The organism is Sphingobium sp. MP9-4, from assembly GCF_005281675.1.
GTDB classification, from domain to species: domain Bacteria; phylum Pseudomonadota; class Alphaproteobacteria; order Sphingomonadales; family Sphingomonadaceae; genus Sphingobium; species Sphingobium yanoikuyae.
Genome location: NZ_LUFI01000070.1, coordinates 1 through 26304, shown reverse-complemented (window position 1 = coordinate 26304; position 26304 = coordinate 1). Strand labels below are relative to the sequence as shown.

The following is a 26304-nucleotide window of genomic DNA, read 5'->3' as shown; positions in this document are numbered from 1 at the left end:
CGATGCGCTGGGACGGGGCGCCGGCGGAGCGGCGACGGGGCGGCGCAGCGGCGATGCCCGATCCGAGCGCCGCGCAATTCTCGGCGCGCGAGCGGTTCGATGGTGCGGTGCGGGCGGCGGGGCCGGGGCTGGCCGACATATTGTGGCGGGTGGTGTGCGCGGGCGAGGGGCTGGGGCCGGCGGAACGGGCGCTGGGCTGGCCCAGTCGCGCGGGCAAGCTGGTGCTGGGACTGGCGCTCGACCGGGTGGCGGACTGGTATCGGGTGGGGTGAGGGGTTGGGTGTGCCGCGCAAGCGGCGGTCTACGTCGATGGGGCAGAAGCTCGCTGCGCTCGCTACCCACCCCAACCCCTCCCTGGAAGGGAGGGGCGAGATATATTGATATTCAGACCATGAATCCTGCGCCGAGGAGCAGGAGCAGCTTCACGTCCATGGCGAAGCCCTGGTCGCGCCAGGCGGCGATCTGGTCCGGCAGGGTGGCGAGGGGGACGCGGTGGACGCGGATATCCTCGCTGTCGACGCCGCCGCCCTCGCCGGTCTTCACCAGATCATGGGCGCGGAACAGGGTGAAGCTTTCCGAGACCATGCCGGGGGAGCTGAAAAATTCGCCGAGCGATTCGAGGCGACCGGGGAGATAGCCGGTCTCTTCCTCCAGTTCGCGGCTGGCGGCGAGGCTGGCGTCCTCGCCGGCGTCATGATCGCCGACGAGGCCGGCGGGCAGTTCGATGCAGCGCTTGCCAAGCGGCACGCGATACTGGTCGACCAGCAGGACATGGCGGCCGTCGGCGTCCTCGTCGATCGCCAGGATGACGGCGGCGCGGATGCCGCGGGCGCGGCCGACATATTCCCATTTGCCGCGCTTCTTGGCGGTGATGAAGCGCCCGGTCCACATGGTTTCCTCGGGCGCATTCCAGTCATTATCGCTCATAATTCGATCAGTCTGTCCGGCAGTTCGTTGATGTCGTCGGCGGCGCGGGGGAAGTGCGGCGCCAGAATCGCGCCGACCCGGCCGATGGCGAGGGCAAGGCCTTCGCCCGGCCGGTCGTCGCGCACCGCGTCGATCAGCAGCGCCATCGCCTCGCCCCAGGCTTCCGGCGTGACGCGATCGTTGATCGCCTTGTCGGCGACGATTTCGGCGCGATGCTCGTCGAGCGAGAGATAGATGAGCACGCCGGTGCGGCCGGCGGTGCGGGCCTCGGCAGCGGCGCGGAACAGCAATATGGCGCGGCGGCGCACCCGGCGGGCCTTGGTCGCGCGCGGGGTGAGCGCCATGCGCAGTGGCATGATCGCGAGGAGGTAGCGCACCACCAGGAAGTCGAGGATCAGGTCGCCCAGCAGGATGGTCAACATCTTCCAGTCGGCGACCTGATGGTCCCAATCGCCCAGCAGCCGGCCGGCCAGGTCGCGCAGATAGTCCGGGAAGAAGGCGAAAAAGGCGAGGGCGACGAACACGGTGCCGATCGCCCAGTGCAGGCCGACATCATGATAGGCGTCGGACCGGCGCGCGACGATCGGCACGATCTCGCCCGATGTCTGCTTTTCGGCCTCCATCACGGCGGCCGAGACAAGGTCATGATCGCGTTCGCTGAACTGTACCGGCTTCACCAGCTGCCTCCCGCACCGCCGCCGCCGAAGCTGCCGCCACCGCCGGAAAAGCCGCCGCCATCGCCGCCGCCCCAGCCACCGCCGCCACTGCCCCAGCCCGAACCACCGCCGCTGCCCCAGCCGCTGTCGGACGGGCCCCAGATGATGACCGGGCCGGCACCGCCGCGATAGCGGCGACCGCGACCGCCGCGGCTGGCGAACATCGATATGCCGACGATGACGATCACGATGACCCAGAAGACCAGCATCACGGCGCCGCCGCCATTGTCGCCCTTGCGCTCTTCCGCCTCGGCTGCGGCGGCGCGCGCCTTTGCCTCCTCGGGCGGCAGGGTCAGCAGGGTGGCGAGTTCGTTGACGCCAGCGTCGATGCCGCCGGGAAAGTCGCCCGCCTTGAAGCGCGGGATGATGGCGGTGCGATAGATGCGCGAGGCGAGCGCGTCGGTGACGATACCCTCGACACCATAGCCGGTGGCGATCCACACTTTGCGCTCGTTCGGGGCGACCAGCAGGATCGTGCCGTCGTCCTTTTCCTTGCTGCCGATACCCCAGCTGCGGCCGAGCTGATAGGCATAGTCGCCAATCTCGTAGCCCTGGAGGTCGGGGACGGTGGCGACCACCACCTGTCGCCCACTCTGCTTGTCGAGCGCGGCCAGCTTGGCGGTCAGCGCCTGCTCCTGCTGCGGCGAGAGCAGGTTGGCGGCATCGACCACCTGGCCGGTCAGCTTGGGGAATGTCTGTGCCTGCGCCGCCGGTATGAAGACCAGCAGCGCAAGGACCAGTAGCAGGCGCCGCATCATCGTTATCGGCTCAGTTGCCGAAGTCGACCTTGGGCGCTTCTTCCGCGCCGGGCGTGACCGCCTGGAACGGGGCCATGGGCTTTGCGCCATGGATCAGCTTGGCGCCGATCGCGTCGGGGAAGGTGCGGATGCGGGTATTATAGGCCTGGACCGCTTCATTATAATCGCGGATCGAGACGGCGATGCGGTTTTCCGTGCCCTCCAGCTGCGACTGGAGCTGCAGGAAATTCTCGTTGGTCTTGAGGTCGGGATAGGCCTCGACCGAGGCGAGCAGGCGGCCAAGGCCCTGGCTCAGCTGTGCCTGGGCGGCCTGATATTGCGCGACCTTGGCCGGATCGGACAGGTCGGCGGCGTTGATCTGGATCGACGTCGCCTTGGCGCGGGCCTCGGTCACGGCGGTCAGCGTCGCCTGTTCCTGCTTGCCCGCCGCCTTGACCGTGGCGACGAGGTTGCCGGTCAGGTTGGCGCGGCGCTGATATTGCGCCTGGACGTCAGCCCATTTGGCCTTGGCATTTTCCTCGGCAGTGGGGACGCTGTTGATGCCGCAGGCGGACAGCGCAAGCGCGCCCATGACCGGCAGCAAAAGGCGGGAGAGGCGACGCGGGAAAAGCATGGAACATCCTCGGCTCTGTTTCGCTGACGGAAATAGGGCGTTGTCGGATGGCGTGCAACGGGCCATGCAGAGTTTATCGAAGGCGAGACAAGAGGTTCATCATGGGGCTGATTTCGGAATTCAAGACGTTCATCAATCGCGGCAATGTCATGGACCTGGCGGTTGGTGTCATCATCGGTGGCGCGTTCGCCACCATCACCAAGTCGCTGACCGATGACCTGATCATGCCGGTGGTCGGCTATCTTTTCGGTGGCGCTGACTTTTCGGGCTACTTCCTGCGCCTGGGCGACCTGCCCGAGGGGTTCAAGGGCAACCCCAACAGCTATGCCGACCTGAAGGCGGCCGGTGTCGCCATGTTCGGCTGGGGCCAGTTCCTGACCGTGCTGGTCAATTTCATCATCCTGGCCTTCATCATCTTCCTGCTGGTGAAGCTGGTGAACAAGGTTCTGGCCAAGCCGGAGGAAGCGCCGGCACCGGCCGTCACGCCGGAGGATATCGTGCTGCTGCGCGAGATTCGCGACTCGCTGAAAAAATAAGCGATTGCGACGAACCGAGGCCCTGATGGGAACCATTGGGGACGCGGCCGGTTGATCGGCGTCAGGGTTCGGGATGGCAAGGACCGTCCCGAACCTCGTGTCGAACATGTCAGCCCTGAGGGGGCGCAACAGGAGAAAACGCTGTGAAAAGCTTCGTCGCAATCCTTGGCCTTGCCAGCATGGTCTCGCTCGCCGCGTGCGATTCCAAGCAGGAAAACAAGGTCGAGAATGCCTACGAGAATCAGGCGGACGCTCTCGACAACCAGGCCGCGAACATGGAAGCGATGGCCGACAACCTGTCGGGCAACGCCGAAAATGCAGCCGAAAATGCGGCCGACGCGCTGGAGAACAAGGCCGACGCCACCCGCGAGGCGGGCGAGGCTGCCGCCGACGCGGTGGAGAAGAAGCAGCACTGATCTGCTGCGGCACCGAGCATCGGGCCAAAGGGGCGTCGCGCTTGCGGCGCCCTTTTTCTTTGCCGGCTCTCGCCTTTAACGGCCCCTTAACCACGGCCGGCCATGGTGCCCTCGCGCGCATCCAAAGGTCGTGGGAATGGACGAGTTACTTCAGGAATTCATATCCGAAACGCAGGAAACGCTGGAGGCTCTGGCGGGCGAAGTCGTCGCCTGGGAGGCCAATCCGGGCGATAGCCAGCGGCTGGACGCCATTTTCCGCTTCTTCCATACGGTGAAGGGCAGCTGCGGCTTCCTCAATCTGCCGCGTTTCGAGAAATTGAGCCATGCGGCCGAGGACGTGTTGTCGGAGATTCGCGCCGGCAACCGCAAGCCCGATCCCGCGACCGTCAGCGCGGTGCTGGCGATCATGGACCGGATCGGCGAACTGGCCGAGGCGGTGGCGCGCGGCGCGGCATTGCCCAACGAGAATGACGAATATCTGATCGGCGCGCTGACGCAGGTGGAGGCGCCGGCCGCGCCCGCCGAGGAAGCGGAACCCGAAGAGCCGGCGGCCCCGGTCGCGGCGGTGCGCCAGGGCCAGGCGCTGCGCACCATTCGCCTGCCGCTGTCGCTGATCGACCAGTTGATGAACGGCGTGTCGGACATGGTGCTGGCGCGCAATGAATTGTCGCGCAAGCTGCGCGACCGGTCGGCCGATCCTGAACTGGACAGCGCGTTCGAGCGGCTGTCCACCTGTGTCGCGGACATGCGCGACGTGATTTCCAAGACCCGCATGCAGCGGGTCGAGCGCCTGTTCGCGGCGATGCCGCGCATGGTGCGCGACCTGAGCCGCGATCTCGACAAGCGGATCGAGCTGAGCCTGGAAGGCGGCGACGTCGAGATGGACCGCGAGATGGTGGAGATGGTCGTCGACCCGCTCACCCATATCGTGCGCAACAGCATCGACCATGGCATCGAGACGCCCGAGCGGCGGCGTGCGGCGGGCAAGCCGGAGGCCGGCCGGTTGCGGCTGGAGGCGCGCCAGTCGGGCAACCAGATCGTGATCGAGATCAGCGATGACGGCGCCGGCATCAACACCGCGCGGCTGGTGGAAAAGGCGATCGCCGCCGGGCGGCTGACGCCCGATGCGGCAGCGCGGATGACCGAGCAGGACAAGCTGGACCTGATCTTCCAGCCGGGGCTGACGACGGCCGCCAAGGTGACGGCGGTGTCGGGGCGCGGTGTCGGCATGGACGTGGTGCGCGCCAATATTGAACGGATCGGCGGCGTCATCGCGCTGGACAATCATCCGGGGCAGGGGCTGCGCATCACGCTGCGCGTGCCGCTGACGCTGACCATCATTCCGGGCCTGATCGTGCGCGCCGGCGGCCTGCATTTCGCGATCCCGCGCGCGGCGGTGGTCGAGATACTGCACGACAATAACGAGATGATGCAGATTGCCGATGTCGGCGGTGCCAAGATCGCGACGATCCGGTCGATCCGCCATTCGATGATCGACCTGGAAGATGTGCTGGGCATGGACAAGCCACAGCAGATCGGACCGCGCGCCGTGCTGGTGGTGCGATCGGCGACCGGCGTGCCCTTTGCCATGGGCGTGTCCGCAGTCGAGAATCATGAGGAACTGGTGATCCGTCCCGCATCGCCGCTGGTGATGGCGAGCGGCGTCTATGCCGGCATGACCTTGCCCGACAATGGCAAGCCGATGCTGCTGCTGGATGCGGCGGGCTTGGCCAATGCGGCGCGCCTGCCGAACCTGATCGACGATCGCGCCCATGGCGCAGTGGCGGATGCCGCCGCGCAGGAGGCCGGCGTCGAAATGGTGGCGGCGCTGCGCTTCGAGGAATTGTCGGGCGAACGGCGCCTGCTGCGCCTGTCGCTGATCGAGCGGGTCGAGGATATCGACGCCAGCCTGTTCGGCCGGTCCGGCGGCCAGGCCTTCGTCCGGCTGGACGAGCGGCTGGTGCCGGTGGTGAACGGCCGCCATGCCTTTGCCGAGGACAAGGTCTGCGCGCTGCGCCTGCGCGATGGCAGCCTGGAAGCCTGTTACCCGGTCGCGGCGGTGCTGGACATCGTCCAGATGCCGCTGGTGCCGGACATGGTGGCGATGCACGGCATGCTGAGCGGTGTCGCGGTGGTCGATGGCGAGCATCTGGAGGTCATCAACCCCTTCGCCCTGTTCGCCGCGCTGCCGCAGGAACCGATTGCGCCGCACAGCCGGGGCCGTTGCCTGCTGGCCGATGCGGAGGATGGCTGGACCCGCGAGATATTGGCGCCGCTGCTGCGCCAGGCCGGGCATGAGGTGGTGCTGGGGCTGCCGGGCGACGCCGTCGATGCGCAGGATATCGTGCTCTATTCGGCCGGCGATGTCGGCCAGGTGGCCGAAATCATGGGATGCCGGGTGGTGCATCTGCGCGCCACGCCACGGGCCACCGGGCCAATGGATGCCAGCATCTACCGCTATGACCAGGACGCGCTGATGGCGGCGCTGTCCGGCGCACGCGGGTAAGGGGAAGAGCGATGGAGCAACTCTATCTGTTGGCGACGCTGGCCGGTGCCCGCATCGCGGTCGATGCCAGCGAGGTCGAGGCGGTGGTCAAGCTGACCGAGATATCGCCCGTGCCCGGCATGGGCGTGCATGTCGCGGGTCTTTCCGCGCTGCGCAGCCGGGTGCTGACGATCATCGATGTCGCCGCGCTGATCCATGGGCGCGCGACCCCGGCCGACCAGCGCGACCTGGCGATCATCGCCAATATCAGCGGCCATAGCTATGGCCTGATGGTCGATGGCGTGTCGGATATCTGCCGCGTGCCCGAGGGCGAATTGCCGTTGCGCGGACAGCTCGACCCGGCCTGGATGCCCTTTGCGCGCGGCGTGGTGGAGCATGAGGGCGTGCCCCATCTGCTGGTGTCGCTGGCCGGCTTCATCGAGGCCGGTGCCCAGGCACAGGCGGCCTGATCGCTTGGCCGCGTCGTTTACCATTTCCTCGCCTTTCGCGTTTACGCCTCTCCTCCCGGCACGTAAAAATCAAAGGGACGCTTCATGAAGAACTGCCTGGTCGTCGATGATTCCAAGGTCATCCGCAAAGTGGCACGCCACATATTGGAATCGCTGGACCTGACCGTGACCGAAGCGGTGGACGGGCAGGATGCCCTGACCCAGTGCGAGGCCAGCCTGCCCGACGTGGTGCTGCTCGACTGGAACATGCCGGTGATGAGCGGGATGGAATTTCTGCAGGCGCTGTCGGCCACCAAGATGGAGGCCCGGCCCAAGATCATCTTCTGCACCACCGAAAACGGCATCAGCCATATCAAGGCGGCGGTCGAGGCCGGTGCCGACGAATATGTGATGAAGCCGTTCGACCGCGAGACGCTGGAGAGCAAGCTGGCGATCGTCGGGGTCATCTAGGCCCGGTCCCTCCCTTCGAGGATATCGCCGTCTTTCCCAGCCTCTTCGTTCTGAAAGCCCGTCAATGACCGTCTTCGTGCCGACCATGGTCAGCCTCGACAGCCACACCGCTCCCGCGGTGCGCACGCTGGTGGTTGACGATTCGGTGGTGGTGCGCACGGTGATCGAGCGCATCCTGAACGCCGATCCCGGCTTTACCGTCGTCCACAAGACCAACAGCGCGGAAAATGCGCTGCGCTATCTGGCCGAACATAGCGTCGACCTGGTGCTGCTCGACATCGAACTGCCGGGGCAGAGCGGCCTGGCGGCGCTGCCCGCGATCCTGCGATCGAACCCGCAGGGCAAGGTGGCGATCCTCTCGGGCCGCTGCGAGGAGGGCAGTGCGGCGGCGGTCGAGGCACTGGCGCTGGGCGCGAGCGATATCCTGTCCAAGCCGGGCAGTGGCAGCTTTGGCGAGCAATTTCCCCAGGCATTGATCGATCGGCTCGGCCGGCTGTTCGGCGGCGAAGCGCCGACGGCACCGGCGCAGCGGTCGACCTTGGTTCCGTCCGCCCATGCGACCAGCGCAGCGGTCGAACCCCTGGCCTGCCTGGGCATCGGGGCGTCGACCGGGGGCATCCATGCGCTCAGCCAGTTGTTCGGCGGCCTGACCGCGCCGCTGGGCGTGCCGATCCTGCTGACCCAGCATCTGCCGGTCAGCTTCACCGTCTATTTTGCGCAGCAACTGGCGCGCATGACCAGCCTGCGGGTCAAGGTGGCGGAGGCCGGCGACCTGCTGGCGCCCGACACCGTCTATGTCGCGCCGGGCGACGCCAACCTGCTGCTGCGGCGCGGGCTGCATGGCCGAGTGAGCGTGGTGCTGGACCCGGAACGGACGCCGTCGGGCAATCTGCCGGGTGTCGACCCGATGTTCACCGCCATGGCCGATGTCTATGGCGCGGGCGCGGCGGGGATCGTGCTGACCGGCATGGGCCGCGACGGCACGGCCGGGGCGCGGGATATCGTGGCAGCGGGCGGCTGGATCGTCGCCCAGGATGAAACGAGTAGCGTGGTATGGGGGATGCCGGGATCGGTCGCGGGGGCAGGGCTGACCTGCGCCCTGATGGAACCCCATGCGATCATGGATTTTGTCGCACGACGCGGAAAGATGAACGACTGATGGCCTTGCCCCCTTCCAGGATGGGATCGGGCGCTGCCCGGATTTTGACAGGTCTGCTGGAAGCGCGGACCGGCCAGGTTCTGTCCGAGGGGCGGGCCTGGCGCATGGAGACGGCGCTGAAGCCTGTGCTGCGCGACCATGGTCTGCAGGATATCGACGAACTGGCCGGCAAGCTGCTGCGCAGCCGCAATCCGCGGCTGGACGAGGATGTGGTGAACGCACTGCTGAACAACGAAAGCAGCTTCTTCCGCGATCTGCAGATTTTCGACCTCATTCACCGGCAGATATTGCCGCGTATCCAGGAGGCGCGGGGCGACCGGGTGCTGCGGATCTGGAGCGCGGGCTGTTCGACCGGGCAGGAAGCCTATTCGCTGGCGATCCGCTTCTGCAACGAGGCGGCGCGCTGGGCGGGCTGGCGGATCGAGATATTGGCGACCGATATTTCGAGCGCGGCGATCGACCAGGCGCGCAGCGGCATTTTTTCGCAGATGGACGTACAGCGCGGCCTGCCGATCGGCGATCTGATCAAATGGTTCGAGCCGGCGGGCGATGACTGGCGGGCGAACCCGGAACTGCGGCGGATGATCGATTTCCGTCAGGATAATCTGTTCGCCGCGCGGGTGCCGAGCGGTGCCTATGACCTGCTGCTCTGCCGCAATGTGCTGCTCTATTTCTCGCCCGAACGGCGCCAGAGCGTGTTCGACCTGCTGGCCCGGCACAGCCATGACCGGTCGGTGCTGCTGCTGGGCGCGGGCGAGACGGTGATCGGCCAGAGCGAGGAATTTGTGCCGCATCCCGAATTTCGCGGCAGCTATGCGCGGCGGGGGGCATCGGCCGATGCCGGCAATTCGGCGCGGCGCGCGAGCTAATCGCCCGGAGACCATTTACCACGCTTGATTGCCGCGCCGGTCTCGGCCATGATTCCGCCTGTGGCTGCATGACGCGGCGCGACGCAGGGCGGAACAGGGCGTGAGACTGGACTTTTCGTGGTGACGGGCCCTTTGCGATGACCGACATCCCCATGATCGAAACGCCGTCGCCCAATTATGACGAGCGCAGCCTGCCGATCACCATGCTGGTGCTCCATTATACCGGCATGCCGGACGCGGCGAGCGCCATCAACTGGCTGGCCAATGCCGAATCCAAGGTGTCGGCCCATTATGTCGTGACCGAGGATGGCCAGATCATCCGCATGGTGGCCGAGGACAAGCGCGCCTGGCATGCCGGCCGGTCGCACTGGCGCGGCATCGACGATGTGAACAGCGCCAGCATCGGCATCGAGATCGTCAATCCGGGGCATGAATGGGGCTATCGGCCTTTCCCCGAGGCGCAGATGGGATCGCTGATCCCGCTGGTGCATGACATCGTCCAGCGCCACCGGATCACGCGCGGCAATATCGTCGGGCACAGCGACATCGCGCCCGCGCGCAAGCAGGATCCCGGCGAGCTTTTCCCCTGGGGGCAACTGGCGCGGTTGCGGCTGGCGCTGCCGCGACCGACCAAGAATCTGATGGACCCGCACTGGACCGACAGCGGCTTCATGCTGGCGCTCGAACGTTTCGGCTATGACATTGCCGAGCCTGAGCCGGCGGTCGTCGCCTTCCAGCGGCGCTTTCGCCCCGAACTGATCGACGGCATCATCGATGGCGAATGCCGGGCGATTTTGCTCGCCCTGCTGCTACCCAAGCCGACAGGGGATGACTGACCCGATTTTTGCGCCTATAGGCGCCTGTGCCAGAGGGCCGGGCGGCCGCGGCGTGGCGGGTAACTTCCACGGCGAGGAAAGTCCGGGCTCCACGAAATGACGGTGCCGGCTAACGGCCGGCTGGAGTGATCCAAGGGACAGTGCAACAGAAAGCAGGTCACTAAGGCTTCGGCCCAGTGAAATTGAAAGGGTGCGGTAAGAGCGCACCGCGTCTGCGGCAACGCAAGACGGCACGGTAAACCCCACCGGGAGCAAGACCGAATAGGGGCGGCGCGCAGCTTGACTGCTAGGTCTGTTTCGACTGAGACCGCTCGGGTTGGTTGCTTGAGGGACGGAGCAATCCGTCCCCTAGAGGAATGGTCGCCTATCCCCCTTTGGGGGTGGACAGAACCCGGCTTACAGGCCCTCTGGCATTTCCCCTGTTGCGAGGTTATCGCAATAACCGGTCCGCGGTCTTGGGGGGATTCGGTTTGCGTAACAGATATTTGGCCTTGCTGATGGCGATGGCCGCCATGCCCGCTATCGGCCATGCGATGCAGGATGCGGCGCCGGCAGCGCCTGCCCCCGCGCCCGCAACTGGCACGATCCAGCAATTGTTCGAGCAATCGACGCAAGCCACCGAGGCGGCGGATTATCCCCGCGCGCTTGAAATCCTCACCGCGCTCGAAGGTCGGGTGGTGCGCAATCCGCGCAGCCTGGCGATCGTGCGGGTGCGCAAGGCGATGGTACTGGCGGAACTGTCGCGCTGGGCCGAGGCGCGCGACCTGCTGAACCAGGCGGCGCCGGCCCTGCCCAGGGATGATACCAGCCTGTCGACCGACCGCTATCGTGCCGCCTACACGCTGGGGCGCGTGTCGATGGGCGACCTCGACTATGTCGGCGCGCTGGCCCATTTCAGCGCGGCGCTGGCCGAAGCGGAGGGGCCGGCGGCGCGCATCCAGGCGCTGCTGGGGCAGGCGCAGGCCGGTACGTTCGTCGATCCGGCCGAAGCGGTGAAGGCCGCCGAAGCGGCCAATGCCATTGCGGTGGCGGACCCCAAGATGTTCGACAAGGCGTCGCTGGCGCATATCGACCTGATCCGGGGGCGGGCGCTGCTCAATCTGGGCCAGTTCGATCCTGCGGAAAAACTGTTCGCACGGGCGGTGAAGCAGCAGGGCGGGCTGACCACCAGGGTCGATTTCGATGATCTCGTGACCCGGTCGGATGCGTCGATCGCCGCCATGCTGGCCGGCCATCGCGACACGGCGCGCAATTATCTGGTCTATACCGGTGCCGGGCGCATGCCGCAGCAGGACTTCACCCAGGGCGCGGACATGGCGCTGCCGCGCTGTGGCGAGGATGGCGTCCAGCCCGAGGATTATGCCGTGGTGGAATTCGGCATCAGCGACAGTGGCGCTGTTTCCTATGCCCGGCCGGTCTATGGATCGCGCCCCGGCCCGTCGGCGCTGGCGTTTGCGCGGGCGGTGCGGGACTGGTCGTGGCGGCCCGATGACGTGAAGAATATCCCGGCGCTGTTCCGGTTCGTCACGCGGCTGGAACTGCGTTGTTCGACCGCGGAAGGCGGTCCGTCGATGCTGGCGGGGCCGACCAAGGCTTTGGGCGACTGGCTGGAGGCCAGGCGCGTTCCCGGCCCGGTGCTGGACAATGTGCCGATGACCCGGCAGCGCGCGCTGCTGTTGCAGCAGGCGCAGCTGATCCGCAGCCAGAAGGGCGATACGACGGTGGAACTGGTGCCGGTGCTGATCCCGCTGCTCGCCGGATCGATGGCCGCGCGCGAGGATGTCGAGACCTATGGCCCGCTGCTGCGCCGGGTGGTGCGGACGGCGGATGCCCCGCCGCTGGCGCAATTGCTGGTCGACCGCCTGGTCCATGATGCCGCCGAGCATGTGGATATTCGTATCCGGGCCGATTCCCCCTATGCGTTGCGCGCCGCCGATTATCAGGCCGATGCCGATGCACGGGCGACCTTCGCGATCCTGGCCTATGATGATCTGACGCCCAGGGAAAAGGCCGGGTCGCAGGCGCTGTTGAACGCGGTGATCGACGATGGCGCCTTGCCGGCCAATGATCCGCTGCGCGTGGCAGCGCTGGTGCGACGGGCGAGCCTGCAGGCGACCGGCGGCAATCTGGAAGCGGCACGGGCCGATTATGCCGCGACCGGATTGTCGGCGCAGCAATGTTCGATCGTCGATGCCAAGCCCAGCCTGCGCAGCGCGCCAGTATCCTCCGCCGATTATCCCACGGACATGGTGTCCGTGGGTGTCGAGGGATGGACGCGGGTCCAGTTCGACATCGCGGCGGACGGCACGACCCGCAACCAGCGGGCCGTCATCACCTATCCGCCGATGATCTTTGGCACCAACGGCACGAAGATCGTGACGCGGGCCAAATATGAGCAAAGCTATCGCCCCGATGGTGGCCTTGGCTGCGGCGGCAACATGCAGGGTGTGACTTTCCGCCGTTAATCCCGGTGCAGGGCTGGCTTTCCGGGCGCGGCTTCCCTAATTTGGTCCGATGGCAAGACAGAGCCGATCCAATGACTGGGGTTTTCCCCGCTGGCGTGCCTATGGCGCGACGCGGGAAGCGCAGCGCGTGCGCATCTGCGACCGTTTCGGCTGTGATCAGCCGGGTAACTGCCCCGCGCCCAAATCGCCCAACAGCCCGGACCGCTGGTATTTCTGCAGCGAGCATGCGGCCGAATATAACCGCAACTGGGACTATTTTCAGGGGCTGGACGAGGAAGAACGGGCCGAGCGCGAGCGCACCGAACGGCGCGATGCCGGCGGCTATCAGTCGAGCGCCCATCATGGCTGGGGCGGTCCCGGCGACGGCAGCCGGTCGCGCGACGAGATGCACGCGCTGCAGGCGCTGGGGCTGGAGGATGACGCCGATTTCGAGGCGGTGCGCAAGAGCTGGCGCAGCCTGGCCAAGGAATATCATCCCGACGTGAAGCCGGGCGATGCCGAGGCGGCGGTGCAGTTCCAGACAATCCAGGCCGCCTATGAGGTGCTGCGTGCGGCCGAGGAGCGGCGCACCTGGAAGCCGCGGGGCGCCAGCGATTGAAGGATCATGTCCGGTCCAACTGGCAAAATGCCGTGCTGGTCTGCCGCAAATGCTCGAAGAAGCTGGACGGCGGCTTCGGCAAGGATGGCGAGGAGCGGCTGGCCAAGGCGCTGCGGCGGCATCTGTCGCTGAAGAAGGGGCGCAAGGCGGCGGCCGGCATCATCGAGGTGAATTGTCTGGGCGTCTGTCCCAGGGGCGCGATCACCGTGGTCAACGGCGCGGCGAGCCGCGACTGGCTGCTGGTGCGGCCGGGGGCGGATCTGGACGCACTGGCGACGGCGCTGGACCTGCCTGCGCAGGCGGAATCGCAGAAACCGGGCTGACTTACGCAAAATGCGTAAATCCGGACGGGCCTGTTAAGCCTATCCTTACCAACATTTCCTAGGGGGATGCCATGCGGATATGGCTTCCTTCCTCGCGCGGTGCGGTGCTGCTGGCCCAGCTCGCGATCATCCTCCTGGGTCTCGCCCTGCTCTACGGCAATCCGCCGGCGCAGGGGCGCATCCTGCTGATCCCGATGACGGCCGGTGCGCGCGCGCATCTGGTGCCCGATGCGGTGGCGCATGGCGCCCGGCTGGTGGCAAGCGGACGCCTGCCCGGATCGATGGTGGTGGAGGGGCAGCGCGACGCGCTGCTGCCCTTGTTGCGGGGCGGCATATTGCCGCTGCGCGCCTTTGTCGCGGCCTGTGGCGAACCGGTGGGAGGATTGGCCTGATGGCATTCAACAGTCTCGAAAGTCTGCGCCTGCACGGGCTGCGTATCCTGTTGCTGTGCAGCCTGATCTGGACCGTGCTGATCGGCATTGGCGGCATGATGATCGGCAATGAGCGGGCGGCGCCCGCCATGCTGCTGTCGGCGCTGGCCAACATCCTGCCGACCTGGATGGTGATGCGGCGTCGCAACGACCTGGAGGTGCGGCTGGTGATGGGGACGCTGGCGGCGGTGCAGCCGGCGATCACCCTGTTCCTGCTGAGCGGCCATGTCTGGCAGATGGACGCACACATGTATTTCTTCGTGGCGCTCGCCTCGCTGGCGGTGCTCTACGACTGGCGGCCGATCCTGCTGGCGTCGGTGCTGATCGCGCTGCATCATCTGGTGCTGACCTATGTCGCGCCCAATTGGGTGTTTTCGGGGCAGGCGGAGCTTGGCCGGGTCATCGTCCATGGCTTTGCGGTGGTGCTGCAGGGCACGATCCTGGGCTATCTCAGCATCAAATTGCATGGGCTGCTGCTGGCGCAGGATGCGCATGTGGCGGACACCGCCCGGCTGGCGCGGGAAGCGCAGGCGGGGCGCAATGCGGCGGAATCGGCGATGGATGCCCAGCGCCAGTCCGACGCGCGCGAGGCGCATCTGCGGATCGAGCGGGACGCCGAAAAGACACGGATGGCGCAGGACCGGCGCAGCGAGACGCTGGCGCTGGTCGGCGCCTTCCGCAAGTCGGTGGCGGGCGTGGTGAGCGCGGTCAGTGCGGCGACGGGCGAACTCAAGGAATCGGCCGGGCTGCTGCATGATCTGGCGCGCCGGGCGAGCGTGGGCACGGACGAGACGATGGCAGCGGCGGGGCAATCATCGGCCAGCGCGGCGGTGCTGGCGCGGCGGATCGAGCAATTGTCCGAATCGATCAGCGCAATCGCGGCGGCGGCCAGCCAGCAGGCGAGCCTGGGCGGCGAGGCACAGCGCGTGTCGGTGGCGGGGCATGAAGCGATGCAGGCGATGGAAGGGCGCACGGCGTCGATCACCAGCTTCGCCGATTCGATCACCGAGATTGCCGCCCGCACCAATTTGCTGGCGCTCAATGCCACGATCGAGGCGGCACGGGCCGGCGAGGTCGGGCGCGGCTTTGCGGTGGTGGCCGGCGAGGTGAAGCAGCTGGCCAACCAGACGGCGAGTGCGACCGGCGAAATCCAGTCGCTGGCCTCGTCGGCGCGGCAGGGCGCCGGGGTGGCGCAGGAAGCCCTGTCCGAGGTCGCCGGGAGCGTCGAGGAACTGGCGCAGGCGGCGCAGGCGATCCAGCGTGCGGTGGCCGACCAGCGCGATGCGACGGCGGCGATCGGCCAGTCGGCGCGCGATACCGCCCGCGACGCCGATCATATGGCGCAGCGCATGGCCACCGTGGCCGATGTCGCGCGCAATACCGAAAATCTGTCAGATCGCGTGTCGAGCGCGGCGGCCGGCCTGTCGCGCACCGCGCAGGAGTTGCAGCGCGCGACCGACCTGTTCGTGGCGCAGCTGGAAGCGGCCTGATCGCCGGTCAGCCGGCGCGGGCTGTCCACGTTTTCGCAGTTCCATCAGCAGAACGGGCCAGCGGATATAGGATGCGCTCCTCGCGATCGATCCGCCGGCTGAGGGCATCCAATATCCGGCCGCTGTCGGCGCAGAAGCCGCGCCAGTCGCGGGTGATCCGCTCATCGGTCCAGCCGGCCATGTAGCGAGCGAAGCTCTCGGCCAGCGCGCCGATCTCGGCCTGGATGCGGGCGGCCGTGGTGCGGACGCGATCGTCGCCCTGGCGCTGGAGCATGGGGTAGAGAATGCGGTCTTCCAGCGCGAGATGGGCCATCAGCTTGCGCGCCAGTTGCCAGCGCAATGCGCTCACCGCCCGAGGCTGGTCGGGATCAGCGATCGCCTGGCGCAGTTGCGCGGCGATCAGGGCGATCTCCTCATGCTGCGTGCCCAATTCGTCCATGTTCATCGCGATCCCCCTGCTGGCCAGGTTCGATCATGCACCGCCCGCCGTTAAGGGGGCATTGGGAGCCGGGACAGGCAAAGCGCATAAAGCCTGTAAAAAAGAAGACCGCCCGGCGCCTGCGCACCGGACGGTCTTTCTGTCATCGATCCTGTGGAGCAGGCCCCGATTGGAGCCTGCCGCGATCAGGCCGGCTGGTCGGCGCGGCTGGCGCCCTGGCCGTCAAGATTGAGGGCAGCGAAGTCCCAGTTGATCGCTTCCTTCAGCAGCTTTTCGGCATAGGCCGGGCGCAGGTTGCGATAGTCGATATAATAGGCATGTTCCCACACATCGAGGATCAGCAGCGGGGCGTGGCCTTCATGGGCGACCGGGGTGTCGGCGTCATGATAGCTGGTCACTTCCAGCTTGCCGTCCTTCAGGATCAGCGCGGCCCAGCCGCTGGCGAAGTGGCCGACGGCCTCTGCCTTGAGCTTCTCGATCAGCGCGTCGACCGAACCGAAGGCTTCCTCGATCTTGGCGAGCAGTTCGCCGGTCGGGGCGGTCTTCACCGGCGACAGCGAGTTCCAGTAGAAGGTGTGGTTCCAGATCTGGCCGACCTGGTTGAACAGGCCGCCCTTGGACGACTTGATCAGTTCGACCAGCGACTTGCCCTGCAGGCTCTCGTCGGCGGCGACCAGTTCATTGGCCTTCACGACATAGGCATTGTGATGCTTGCCGTGGTGGAAGTCGAAGGTTTCGACCGACAGGATGTCGCCAAAGGCGTCCTTGGCATAGGGAAGGTCGGGCAGAACAAAGGCCATGGCGGAACTCCTCGGGTTCGTTATGGGGCGGCTCGCAGTGATGCTTGCGATGCCGGTTTATCATATGGTCCATGCGGGGCGTGGACGCCTCCGTCGCTTCCCATATGCGCACCCAACGCCCAAGAAAACCAATATGTGCCTATTGCGAAACGATCGCAGAAACGGGCGGTTGGTGGGCCTTTGGACGGGATGGGGCAGTATGGCAGCGGGCGGTGTTTCTTGACAGGCGGGGCCGTGCCGAACATGATCGCAACCATGCCGTTCAAGGTCATCTTTGCACGCTTCCGCCATCATGGGGGACAGCTTCTCGCGGGCCATCCGCCCCGGACCTGACAGGCGCGCTGCCGGCAGGTCCGGGGCACCCTTCTTGACGCCTTGCGCCCGAGCACCGGGCGCACCCCCCTATCAGGAAGTTTTCCCATGACCCTGCAACAGAAGTGGGCGGCCGTGCCGCCGATCCATATTGTCGAATCCGAAGCCGACATGATTTCCGATCTGGCCTGGGCGGCGCGCGACCGCTTCCCCGACGTCAGCCAGTTGTTGCTGGAGGAGGTCGGCCGGGCGCAATTGTGCAGCCGGGCGGAACTGCCGGCCGATGTCGCGGCGATGGGATCGACCATCCTCTATCGCGATGGTGAGCGCGGGGCGCCGCGCCGGGTGGAACTGGTCTATCCCAGCCATGCCGATGTGGCGCTGGGCCGGATATCGATCCTGACGCCGGTCGGCGCCGCGCTGATCGGGATGCGGGCGGGTAATGCCATATTGTGGCCGGACCGCGACGGCCATCTGCGCGACATTCTGGTGGACGAGGTGGTGCAGGCCTAGGGCCAGTCTTGCCCCACATCCGTCATCCTGACGGAAGGCACTCCTGAGCTTGTCGAAGGATCAGGATTCATTCTGCACTAAGCCCGAGAGCGAGCGCAGAATGGATCCCGGATCAAGTCCGGGATGACGCAGTTTTTTGGGGTCAGCCCTGCGGCGGGGTGGTTTCGCCCACCTCGTCGCTATCGAGGCCGTCGTCCAGGGTCAGGCCGTGGCGCAGCAGCATCGGGATGTTGGCGCCGGCGAAGACGACCGAGACGATGGTCACGCCCCAGACCTTGACCGCGAGCCAGGTGTCGAAGCTCATCGACCGGCGCATGAGTTCGTTGGCGACCGCCATGGCGACGAAGAACAGCGCCCAGTTGCGTGACAGCTTGCGCCAGCCTTCCTCGCTCAGCCCGTCATAGGCCGCCTGGAGCAGATATTTGAGCAGCGGCTTGCCGCGCAGTAGCCCGGCTAACAGCATCAGCGCGAAGAAGGCGTAGATGATGGTCGGCTTCAGCTGGATGAAGCGCTGGTCGTGGAAATAGATGGTGAGGCCGCCGAAGAAGAGGATCAGCAGCGCCGAGAGCCAGAGCATCGGCGAGACCCGGCCGAGCTTCACCTTGGAGATGATCACGGCGATGACGATCGCGGCCATGAAGGCGGCGGTGCCAAAGCTCATGGCGGTGATCGGGTTGCCCGCACCCCAGAACCAGCCCGCGCCCTTGTAGCTCAGGAAAAAGACCAGCAGCGGCCCGAAATCGAGCGCGAGGCTAAGGCTGCCGCCATGGGCGGGCTTCTTGGCGTCAGCGGGCATAGGCCGTCCCCGCGATCGCGCGTGCCATGTCGCCGGCATCGAACGGGCGCAGGTCCTCGATCTTTTCGCCCACGCCGATGGCGTGGATCGGCAGGCGATATTTCTCCGCCGCCGCGACCAGCACGCCGCCGCGCGCCGTGCCGTCGAGCTTGGTCATGACCAGGCCCGTGACCTGCGCGGTTTCCTTGAAGACTTCGATCTGGTTCAACGCATTCTGTCCCGTGGTGGCATCGAGGACCAGGACAACGTCGTGCGGGGCGGCCGGGTTCAATCGGCCGAGCACGCGGCGCACCTTGGCCAGTTCGTCCATCAGTTCGGTCTTGTTCTGCAGGCGGCCGGCGGTGTCGACGATCAGCACGTCGATGCCGGTGGCCGTCGCCTGCTTGACCGCGTCGAACACGATGCCCGCCGCGTCGCCGCCTTCCTTGCCGGCGACGATGGGCACGCCCAGCCGGTCGGCCCAGACCTTCAATTGGCCGATCGCGGCTGCGCGGAACGTGTCGCCCGCCGCCAGCATCACGCCATAATCCTGTTCCAGGAAATTATTGGCGAGCTTGGCGATGGTGGTGGTCTTGCCCGATCCGTTGACACCGATGACCAGGATCACCTGGGGCCGCGGAAAGGCTTCGATCTCCAGCGGGCGGGCGACCGGGGCCAGCACCTTCTCGATCTCCTCCGCGATGATCTCGCGCAGATATTCCTCGGTCAGTTCCTTGTTGTAGCGCCCCTCGGCCAGGCGATCACGAACCCGGCCGGCCATGGCCGGGCCGAGATCGGACATGATCAGGGCTTCCTCGATCTCGTCGAGGGTCTGGTCGTCGAGCGCGGCCTTGGTGAAAAGGCCGGTCAGATTCTCGCCGAGCTTGTCGGATGTGCGCTTGAGGCCGCCGAAGAGGCGGTCGCGCCAGCTGGTGCCGGTGTCAGTCATTATTGCGCCTCTTGCGCGATCAGCGCGCCATTCTCAAGGCCGCTGATGCGGGCCGCGACGATCGTGGAGGGGGGCTGGGGCGTGGTGAAGCGCACCGGCGCGAAATTTTCCGCATGGCCCGACAGGCCATTGCGTTCGACCAGCACCGACTGGCGAGTGCCCACCAGGCGGGCGAGCCAGGCATCGCGCTGGGCCGTGCAGGCGTCGCGCAGCAGGGCGGCGCGGGCCTTGATGGTGGCGCGATCCAGCTGGGGCATGCGCGCGGCCGGCGTGCCGGTGCGCGGTGAATAGGGGAAGATATGGCCATGGACGATGTCGCAATCGGCGACCAGCGCCAGGCTGTTGGCGAACATGGCGTCATCCTCGGTCGGGAAGCCGGCGATGATGTCGGCGCCGATGCTGATGTCCGGGCGGGCGGCCTTCACCCGCTCGACGATGCGCACGGCGTCGGCGCGGGCATGGCGGCGCTTCATGCGCTTCAAGATCATGTCGTCGCCGGCCTGCAGCGAGAGATGCAGATGCGGCATCATGCGCGGCTCATGGGCGATGAGGTCGAACAGCCGCTCGTCAATCTCGACACTGTCGATCGAGGAGAGGCGCAGCCGGGGCAGGTCCGGGACATGCTTGAGGAGCCGTTCAACGAGTTGGCCGAGCGAAGGGCTACCTGGCAGGTCCGGGCCATAGCTGGTGACATCAACGCCGGTCAGCACGATCTCGCCATAGCCCGCGTCGACCAGTTGCTTCGCCTTGTCGATCACCGCGCCGGCGGGCACGGAGCGGCTGTTCCCCCGGCCATAGGGGATGATGCAGAAGGTGCAGCGATGGTCGCAGCCATTCTGCACCTCCAGAAAGGCGCGGGCATGTTCGGCAAAGGCGCTGGCCATGTGCGGCGCGGTGTCGCGCACGGCCATGATGTCGGAGACGTTGACCTTATCCGCCACCGGGGCGAAGGCGGCTGCCTCCAGCTTCTCCCGGTTGCCGATCACGCCGTCCACTTCCGCCATGGCGGCGAAGGTCTGGGGTTCGGTTTGGGCGGCGCAGCCGGTGACCAGGATGCGGGCGTCGGGGCGGTCTCGCCTGGCGCGGCGGATCGCCTGCCGGGTCTGGCGCACGGCCTCGGCCGTCACGGCGCAGCTGTTGACGACGATCAGGTCGTCCTGTGCGCCGGCCATTTCGCGAATAGCCTCGCTCTCCGCGATGTTGAGCCGGCAGCCCAGGGTGATGATGTCGGGACCAGCCACGGTCAGAAGCGGTCCCAGTCCGCCTCGCCGTCGAACACATGGGTGGCGGGGCCGGTCATGCGGATCGTGCCGCCCGGTGCCCAGTCGATCTCCAGGTCGCCGCCCGGCAGGCTGACCGTCACCGGGCCGGCCATCAGCTTGCGCCGGATCGCCGCGACGGCGGTGGCGCAGGCGCCGGTGCCGCAGGCGCGGGTCAGGCCGGCGCCGCGTTCCCAGACGATCAGGCGCAGATGCTGCGGGCCGACGACCTGCGCGAAATTGACGTTCACGCGAGCGGGGAAAAGCGGGTCATGCTCGATCAGCGGGCCGAGCCGTTCGAAATCGACCGCGTCCAGATCCTCGACGAAGAAGATCACATGCGGGTTGCCGACATTGACGGCGGCCGGCGCGGGCAAATCTTCCCAACTGGCCGACATCGTCAGCGTGTCCATCGGATAGCCAAGCGGGATCGCGTCCCAGTCGAAGCGGGGCGCGCCCATGTCGACGCTGGCGCCGCCGTCCACGCCCTTGGCGTCGAGCAGCCCGGCCCTGGTGCGGATCAGCACGTCCTTGCCGACGAACAGCGGTACGCAGCGGGTGGCGTTGCCGCAGGCTTCCACTTCCGAACCGTCGGAATTGAAGATCAGCATCGACACGTCGGCCTGGTCGCCGGTCTCGGCATCGCCGATGACGATCAACTGGTCACAGCCGATGCCGGCATGGCGATCGGCAATGGCGCGGGCGCGCGCCTCCGTCATCGCGACCGGCGCTTGGCGCGCGTCGATCACGACGAAATCATTGCCCAGACCATGCATCTTGGAAAAGCGGCTCATCATGGCGCCGCATTTAGTGCGGGACGGGGCAAAAGACCAGCGGTCAGGCGTTCGGGCCGCCGATGATCGCGGCATAGGTGGCCGGATCGACATTGGCGCCGGAGATGACGAGGGCGGTGGCGCCGTCGGTGGGCGGGGCGAGGCCGGCGAGCATGGCGGCGAGCGCCACTGCACCGCCCGGCTCCACCACGAGCTTGAGCGTGGTGAAGGCGAAGCGCATCGCGTCGCGCACCTGATCGTCGCTGACGACCAGGCCGCCGGCCAGCAGGGCATGGTTGATCGGGAAGGTCAGCGCGCCGGGGCTGGGCGCCAGCAGGGCGTCGCAGATGCTGCGTGCGTCGGGCGAGACGCTTTCCCGCACGCCGCTGGCGAGCGAGCGAGCCGTGTCGTCGAAGCCGGCGGGTTCGACGGCATAGACGCTGATGTCGGGGCGGGCGGCCTTGACCGCCGTGGCCGTGCCCGCGACCAGCCCGCCGCCACCGCAGCAGACGAGTATCTGTGCGAGGTCGGCGCTGGCGGCCTGGGCCTGGTCGAGTATTTCGAGGCCGATCGTGCCCTGGCCGGCGATGATGAAGGGATCGTCGAACGAGGGGACCAGCGTTGCGCCGCGTTCGGTGGCCAGGGCGGTGGCGATTGCCTCACGGCTCTGGGTGAAGCGGTCATAGGGGACGACCTCGGCGCCGAGCGCACGGGTGTTGGCGGTCTTGATCGCCGGGGCATCGGCCGGCATCACGATCGTGGCGGGAATGCCGAGCAGGCGCGCGGCAAAGGCGACGCCCTGGGCATGATTGCCCGAGGACCAGGCGACGACGCCCGCCGCCCGTTCCGCATCGTTCAGCCGGGCGAGGCGGTTATAGGCGCCGCGGAACTTGAACGATCCGCTATGCTGGGCGCCCTCGAACTTCACCAGCACGCGCCGGCCGCACAAATCGTTGAGCGCGGCATTCTCGATCAGCGGGGTACGGACCGCCGCCGGCGCGATCAGCCGCGCGGCATCGGCGACGTCGGCGGCAGTGATGGCCATCAAGGATAGATCTGGCGAATCGGACATGTCGGCTCCTTGGGTCAGAGGCCCCTGCATAGCCGGCCACCAGCACCGCGCAACGATCCGCCGGGGCGATCCTGGCCCGCTTGGCAGGGCTTGTGCTTTGGCTTATGGGGGCCGCGCGCCGGGGCGGTCAAAAGCCCCGGACGCGCATGATCGCGCCGGTGCCCGCAAGGGCTGAAAACGGGAATGCGGTGCGGGGGGCGCAGCCCTTCCAAATCCGCGGCTGTCCCTGCAACTGTAAGCGGTGAGCGCGATGCGCAGGGTTCCCAGGCTCTTCAAAAGGGGAGGGCCGGAACCGGCCACTGGACCGATAGGTCCGGGAAGGCTGGCGCATCGCTGCCCTGACCCGCGAGCCAGGAGACCTGCCGGCGTCTGGTCGCTCTTGCCCTGGCCCAGGGGATGGCCATGGCGCGGTGTTTCCGTCGAGCGACGCCCATGGCGGCCGGGGCCGCATCGGTGCGTGGGGCGGGGCGCTGGCGTCTTCCCGATCCTCACGCAGCGACCGCATGTGCGGACGCCCCGGTTCCAAATCGACGGACGCCGGGGGACGATAAAATGAAGATGTTGGGGATTTCGCTCATCGCGCTGCTGGCCGCTACGCCGGCACTGGCCCAGGATGACGATATCGTCGTCACCGCTTCGGGCATCGCACAGCCGCGCGACGAGGTCGGCCAGGCGATCACGGTGATCGATGCCGACACGATCAGGACGCGCCAGGCGGTCGATGTCGTCGACCTGCTCGCCACCACGCCGGGCGTCCGCTTCAGCCGCAACGGTTCCACCGGCGGCGTGACCGGCGTGTCGCTGCGCGGCGCGGAGACGACCCAGACGCTGGTGCTGATCGACGGGGTCAAGGTCAACGACCCGAGCGGCATCGGCGACGGCTATGATTTCGGCCATCTGTTGACCGGCAATATCCGCCGGATCGAAGTGCTGCGCGGCTCCAACTCGGTGGTCTATGGCAGCCAGGCGATCGGCGGCGTGGTCAATGTGATGACCGGCGCGCCCAGCGAGGGTTTCGAGGTTAACGCCTCGGCCGATTATGGCTATAGCGATACGCTGAACGCCAAGGCCGATGTGTCGGGCACGCATGGCGCGGTGTCGGGCGGCGTCGGCGTCGCCTATTTCAACACCGACGGCATTTCCTCGGTCGGCCGGTCGTTCGGCGGCGTGGAGAAGGATGGCTATGAGAATATCGCCACCAACGCCAAGCTGAAGATCGCTTTCACCGACAGCCTCAGCCTCGACCTGCGCGGCTATTATATCCATGCCGATCTCGACTATGACAGCTTCTTCGGCGCGCCGGCCGACAGCAGCGACGTCAGCAAGCTGGACCAATATGTCGGCTATGCCGGGATCAACCTGGCGCTGCTCGACGGCAAGCTGACCAACCGCGCCGCCGTTACCTGGATGCGCAACGACCGCGACTATTATTTCGTGCGCGGCACCGACCCGGATTATGGCTATTCGGGCACCAATCTGCGCTTCGAATATGAGGGCGTCTATGCCCCGGTGGATCAGGCCAAGCTGATCTTCGGCTATGAGCATGAGCGGCCGGACTATGAGTATTTCGGCTTTGGCGACATAGCGAGTGCGAAGGCGAACATCGACAGCGTCTATGCGCTGGCGGTGGTGAAGCCGCTTGCCGGCCTCGCCGTCACGGGCGGGCTGCGCCATGACGATCATAGCCAGTTCGGCGGCGCGACCACCTTTGGTGCCAACGCCAATTACACGCCGAACGCGGGCGCCACCAATATCCGCCTCTCCTATGGCGAAGGGTTCAAGGCGCCGTCGCTCTATCAGCTCTACGACACCTATAGCGGCAACAGCGCGCTGCGGCCGGAGCGGTCGAAAAGCTATGATATCGGCTTCGACCAGAGCCTGGACGGGGACAAGGCGGTGCTGTCGCTGACCGCCTTCCGGCGCGATACTCGCAACCAGATCAACTATGATTATGCGACCTACACCTATGGCAATCTAGACCGGACCCGCGCCAAGGGCGTGGAAGCGACGCTGACGCTGAAGCCGGTCGAGGCGCTGACGGTGGCGGCCTCCTACTCCTATGTCGATGCGCGCGACCGGTCGGGCGGGGGCACCGACGGCAATCGCCTGCCGCGCCGCGCCGCCAATGCGGTCAGTGTGTCGGCCGACTATCTCTGGTCCTTCGGCCTGTCGACCGGCGCGACGCTGACCATGGTCGGCGACAGCTATGACGACACGGCCAACACGCGCCGGCTCGACGGCTATGCGCTGGCCGGGCTGCGCGCGTCCCTCCCCGTGGGCGACCATCTCGAAGTCTATGGCCGGATCGACAATCTGTTCGATGCGGATTACGCCACGGCCTATGGCTATGGCACCTATGGCCGGTCGGCCTATGGCGGCGTGCGTGTCCGCTTCTAAGGGGCGGCGGCATCCCCTGTTGCTGCCGGGGCTGATCGCCCTGCTGCTGGTCGCGGCCATCGCATCGGTCGCGCTGGGATCGGTGACGATTGCGCCGGGCCGCATCCTGACGGTGCTGGCGGGCGGCGGCGACATGGTGGCGCGGGCGATCGTCATCGACCTGCGCCTGCCGCGCATGGCGATCGGCCTGCTGGTCGGCGCCATGCTGGGCCTGTCGGGCGCGGCCCTGCAGGGTTATCTGCGTAATCCTCTGGCGGAGCCCGCCGTGCTGGGCGTGTCCAATGCGGCGGCGCTGGGTGCGGTGATCGCGCTTTATTTCGGCCTGTCCGAACTGCACCCGATGGCGTTGCCGCTGCTGGCGATCGTCACCGCGCTGGCGGCGATCGGCGCGCTGTTCCTGCTTGCCGGGCCGTCGGAAAGCCCGTTGACGCTGATCCTGGCCGGGATCGCGGTCGCAACGCTGGCGGGGGCGGGGATCAGCCTGGCGCTCAACCTGTCGCCCAATCCCTTTGCCGCGATGGAGATTATGAGCTGGCTGATGGGGAGCTTGGAAAATCGCAGCATCGACCATCTGCTGCTGGCGCTGCCCTGCATCGCGGTTGGCGCGGCGCTGCTGCTTTATGACGGACGCGCGCTCGACGCGCTGACCCTGGGCGAGGATGGCGCGCGGGCGCTGGGCGTCGACCTGTCGCGGGCGCGGCTTCGGCTGATGGCGGGGGTGGCAATCGGTGTCGGCGGCGCGGTGGCGGTGACCGGATCGATCGGCTTCGTCGGCCTGATCGTGCCGCATCTGGTGCGACCGCTGACCGATCGCTCGCCTTCCGCGCTGCTGTTGCCGTCCATGCTGGGCGGCGCGGTGCTGCTGACCCTGGCCGATATCGGCGTGCGCATCATCCCGACCAGCAGCGAGCTGAAACTGGGCGTGCTGACCGCGATCCTTGGTGTGCCGGTCTTCCTCATTCACCTGATGCGGGAGCGGCGGCTATGGTGACCCTGTCGACCGAGCAACTGGACGTCCGGCTGGGTCGCCATCTGGCGGTGCGTGGCGTCCATCTGACCATGGCGCCGGGCCAGTTGATCGGAGTGATCGGCCCCAATGGCGCGGGCAAGTCGACCCTGGTGCGGGCGCTGCTGGGGCTGGTGAAGCCGGCCGCCGGCCGCGCGCTGCTGGACGGGGCGCCGGTCGAGCGGATGTCGCGCCAGGCGGTCGCGCGGTCCATCGCCTATCTGCCGCAGGGCCAGACATTGCACTGGCCCTTGGCAGTCGAGCGGCTGGTGGCGCTGGGCCGATTGCCGCATCTGGGGCCTTTGTCGCGCCTGACCGCCGACGATGAGGCGGCGATCGAGGATGCCATGGTCCGCGCCGATGTCGCCGGCTTCAAGGGGCGGATCGCGACCGAGCTGTCGGGCGGCGAGCGGGCGCGGGTGCTGCTCGCGCGGGCGCTGGCGGTGGGCGCGCCGGCGCTGATCGCC

The 26304-nt window shown here is 67.0% G+C and carries 29 protein-coding genes, 1 other RNA gene and 1 riboswitch; of the genes, 19 read left to right on the top strand and 11 right to left on the bottom strand.

What is annotated here, in order from left to right; translation table 11 throughout:
- On the top strand, window positions 1–272 hold a 272-nt coding region (locus tag A0U87_RS26505; protein WP_240700612.1), incomplete at its 5' end, for a DUF6456 domain-containing protein.
- A gap of 112 nt (window positions 273–384) precedes the next feature.
- On the opposite strand, the gene A0U87_RS20930 is transcribed toward A0U87_RS26505, so the two are convergent.
- The 4 genes from A0U87_RS20930 to A0U87_RS20915 are packed head-to-tail and all read right to left on the bottom strand — an operon-like array spanning window position 385 to window position 3014.
- Window positions 385–927 (bottom strand): NUDIX hydrolase, encoded by a 543-nt coding sequence (locus A0U87_RS20930; RefSeq protein ID WP_048938401.1) that lies wholly within the window; start codon window positions 925–927, stop codon window positions 385–387.
- Window positions 924–1550, bottom strand: coding sequence for a membrane protein (locus tag A0U87_RS20925; RefSeq protein WP_048938408.1), 627 nt, complete (start codon window positions 1548–1550; stop codon window positions 924–926). The genes A0U87_RS20930 and A0U87_RS20925 overlap by 4 nt, the downstream gene beginning before the upstream one ends.
- 50 nt (window positions 1551–1600) lie before the next feature.
- Window positions 1601–2401 carry a TPM domain-containing protein gene (locus tag A0U87_RS20920; protein WP_048938400.1) on the bottom strand — a complete coding sequence of 267 codons (801 nt, stop codon included), beginning with the start codon at window positions 2399–2401 and terminating at the stop codon, window positions 1601–1603.
- Between the two features lie 10 nt (window positions 2402–2411).
- Complete coding sequence (locus tag A0U87_RS20915) at window positions 2412–3014, bottom strand: LemA family protein (protein ID WP_004210411.1); 603 nt, start codon at window positions 3012–3014, stop codon at window positions 2412–2414.
- 101 nt (window positions 3015–3115) lie between these two features.
- Between A0U87_RS20915 and mscL the strand changes: the two genes are divergently transcribed.
- The 14 genes from mscL to A0U87_RS20845 all read left to right on the top strand — a co-directional run bounded on the left by mscL (window position 3116) and on the right by A0U87_RS20845 (window position 15542).
- Window positions 3116–3550: a large conductance mechanosensitive channel protein MscL gene (gene mscL, locus A0U87_RS20910; RefSeq protein WP_004210412.1), complete on the top strand. Its 435-nt coding sequence runs from the start codon at window positions 3116–3118 to the stop codon at window positions 3548–3550.
- Window positions 3551–3693: 143 nt separating this feature from the next.
- Window positions 3694–3966 (top strand): hypothetical protein, encoded by a 273-nt coding sequence (locus tag A0U87_RS20905; protein ID WP_004210413.1) that lies wholly within the window; start codon window positions 3694–3696, stop codon window positions 3964–3966.
- A gap of 136 nt (window positions 3967–4102) precedes the next feature.
- Window positions 4103–6472, top strand: coding sequence for a chemotaxis protein CheA (locus A0U87_RS20900; protein ID WP_137405970.1), 2370 nt, complete (start codon window positions 4103–4105; stop codon window positions 6470–6472).
- Between the two features lie 11 nt (window positions 6473–6483).
- On the top strand, window positions 6484–6921 hold the full coding sequence (locus A0U87_RS20895) for a chemotaxis protein CheW (RefSeq protein ID WP_017500268.1): 438 nt from the start codon (window positions 6484–6486) through the stop codon (window positions 6919–6921).
- A gap of 84 nt (window positions 6922–7005) precedes the next feature.
- The gene (locus A0U87_RS20890; protein ID WP_004210416.1) at window positions 7006–7371 is read left to right on the top strand and encodes a response regulator; all 366 of its coding nucleotides are present in this window, start codon (window positions 7006–7008) and stop codon (window positions 7369–7371) included.
- Window positions 7372–7435: 64 nt separating this feature from the next.
- The gene (locus A0U87_RS20885; protein ID WP_048938397.1) at window positions 7436–8530 is read left to right on the top strand and encodes a chemotaxis protein CheB; all 1095 of its coding nucleotides are present in this window, start codon (window positions 7436–7438) and stop codon (window positions 8528–8530) included.
- On the top strand, window positions 8530–9399 hold the full coding sequence (locus A0U87_RS20880; protein WP_170978445.1) for a protein-glutamate O-methyltransferase CheR: 870 nt from the start codon (window positions 8530–8532) through the stop codon (window positions 9397–9399). Before A0U87_RS20885 ends, A0U87_RS20880 begins: the two co-directional genes overlap by 1 nt.
- Window positions 9400–9536: 137 nt before the next feature.
- Window positions 9537–10235 carry an N-acetylmuramoyl-L-alanine amidase gene (locus tag A0U87_RS20875; RefSeq protein WP_010336705.1) on the top strand — a complete coding sequence of 233 codons (699 nt, stop codon included), beginning with the start codon at window positions 9537–9539 and terminating at the stop codon, window positions 10233–10235.
- Between the two features lie 29 nt (window positions 10236–10264).
- Window positions 10265–10650, top strand: an RNA gene (gene rnpB, locus A0U87_RS20870) — RNase P RNA component class A.
- A 55-nt stretch (window positions 10651–10705) separates the two neighbouring features.
- Window positions 10706–12700 carry a hypothetical protein gene (locus tag A0U87_RS20865; protein ID WP_234415649.1) on the top strand — a complete coding sequence of 665 codons (1995 nt, stop codon included), beginning with the start codon at window positions 10706–10708 and terminating at the stop codon, window positions 12698–12700.
- Window positions 12701–12749: 49 nt separating this feature from the next.
- Window positions 12750–13298, top strand: a complete 549-nt coding sequence (locus A0U87_RS20860; protein ID WP_004210421.1) for a J domain-containing protein — start codon at window positions 12750–12752, stop codon at window positions 13296–13298.
- Entirely contained in the window at window positions 13271–13621 is a 351-nt protein-coding gene (locus tag A0U87_RS20855; protein WP_048938394.1) for a hypothetical protein, read from the top strand. Before A0U87_RS20860 ends, A0U87_RS20855 begins: the two co-directional genes overlap by 28 nt.
- A 71-nt stretch (window positions 13622–13692) precedes the next feature.
- On the top strand, window positions 13693–14013 hold the full coding sequence (locus A0U87_RS20850) for a hypothetical protein (protein WP_048938393.1): 321 nt from the start codon (window positions 13693–13695) through the stop codon (window positions 14011–14013).
- Complete coding sequence (locus tag A0U87_RS20845; protein WP_048938392.1) at window positions 14013–15542, top strand: methyl-accepting chemotaxis protein; 1530 nt, start codon at window positions 14013–14015, stop codon at window positions 15540–15542. Before A0U87_RS20850 ends, A0U87_RS20845 begins: the two co-directional genes overlap by 1 nt.
- Before the next feature lie 7 nt (window positions 15543–15549).
- On the opposite strand, the gene A0U87_RS20840 is transcribed toward A0U87_RS20845, so the two are convergent.
- Window positions 15550–15987 carry a hemerythrin domain-containing protein gene (locus A0U87_RS20840; RefSeq protein WP_048938391.1) on the bottom strand — a complete coding sequence of 146 codons (438 nt, stop codon included), beginning with the start codon at window positions 15985–15987 and terminating at the stop codon, window positions 15550–15552.
- A gap of 179 nt (window positions 15988–16166) precedes the next feature.
- Entirely contained in the window at window positions 16167–16781 is a 615-nt protein-coding gene (locus A0U87_RS20835) for a Fe-Mn family superoxide dismutase (protein ID WP_004210428.1), read from the bottom strand.
- A gap of 420 nt (window positions 16782–17201) precedes the next feature.
- On the opposite strand from A0U87_RS20835, the gene rnk reads away from it, so the two are divergent.
- Entirely contained in the window at window positions 17202–17606 is a 405-nt protein-coding gene (gene rnk / locus A0U87_RS20830; RefSeq protein ID WP_137405969.1) for a nucleoside diphosphate kinase regulator, read from the top strand.
- Between the two features lie 142 nt (window positions 17607–17748).
- Here rnk and ispZ read toward each other — a convergent pair whose 3' ends face one another.
- Genes ispZ through A0U87_RS20805 form a run of 5 tightly spaced genes read right to left on the bottom strand, consistent with a single transcriptional unit; the run spans window position 17749 to window position 22434 of the window.
- The gene (gene ispZ, locus A0U87_RS20825) at window positions 17749–18402 is read right to left on the bottom strand and encodes a septation protein IspZ (RefSeq protein ID WP_048938389.1); all 654 of its coding nucleotides are present in this window, start codon (window positions 18400–18402) and stop codon (window positions 17749–17751) included.
- Window positions 18392–19330, bottom strand: a complete 939-nt coding sequence (gene ftsY / locus A0U87_RS20820; protein ID WP_017500277.1) for a signal recognition particle-docking protein FtsY — start codon at window positions 19328–19330, stop codon at window positions 18392–18394. Before ftsY ends, ispZ begins: the two co-directional genes overlap by 11 nt.
- The gene (gene mtaB, locus A0U87_RS20815) at window positions 19330–20571 is read right to left on the bottom strand and encodes a tRNA (N(6)-L-threonylcarbamoyladenosine(37)-C(2))-methylthiotransferase MtaB (RefSeq protein WP_010336713.1); all 1242 of its coding nucleotides are present in this window, start codon (window positions 20569–20571) and stop codon (window positions 19330–19332) included. The genes ftsY and mtaB overlap by 1 nt, the downstream gene beginning before the upstream one ends.
- 2 nt (window positions 20572–20573) lie before the next feature.
- Window positions 20574–21386, bottom strand: a complete 813-nt coding sequence (gene dapF, locus A0U87_RS20810; protein ID WP_048938388.1) for a diaminopimelate epimerase — start codon at window positions 21384–21386, stop codon at window positions 20574–20576.
- A 40-nt stretch (window positions 21387–21426) separates the two neighbouring features.
- Window positions 21427–22434 (bottom strand): threonine/serine dehydratase, encoded by a 1008-nt coding sequence (locus tag A0U87_RS20805; RefSeq protein ID WP_048938387.1) that lies wholly within the window; start codon window positions 22432–22434, stop codon window positions 21427–21429.
- A gap of 139 nt (window positions 22435–22573) precedes the next feature.
- Window positions 22574–22816, top strand: a riboswitch (cobalamin riboswitch).
- Window positions 22817–22986: 170 nt separating this feature from the next.
- Between A0U87_RS20805 and A0U87_RS20800 the strand changes: the two genes are divergently transcribed.
- The 3 genes from A0U87_RS20800 to A0U87_RS20790 form a co-directional block, all read left to right on the top strand.
- On the top strand, window positions 22987–24831 hold the full coding sequence (locus A0U87_RS20800; protein ID WP_048938386.1) for a TonB-dependent receptor: 1845 nt from the start codon (window positions 22987–22989) through the stop codon (window positions 24829–24831).
- A complete protein-coding gene (locus tag A0U87_RS20795; RefSeq protein WP_234415648.1) occupies window positions 24818–25822 on the top strand; it encodes an iron ABC transporter permease in 1005 nt (334 codons plus the stop codon). The genes A0U87_RS20800 and A0U87_RS20795 overlap by 14 nt, the downstream gene beginning before the upstream one ends.
- Window positions 25816–26304: ABC transporter ATP-binding protein (locus A0U87_RS20790; protein WP_137405968.1), on the top strand; the 489-nt coding region annotated here is incomplete at its 3' end. The genes A0U87_RS20795 and A0U87_RS20790, both read left to right, overlap by 7 nt.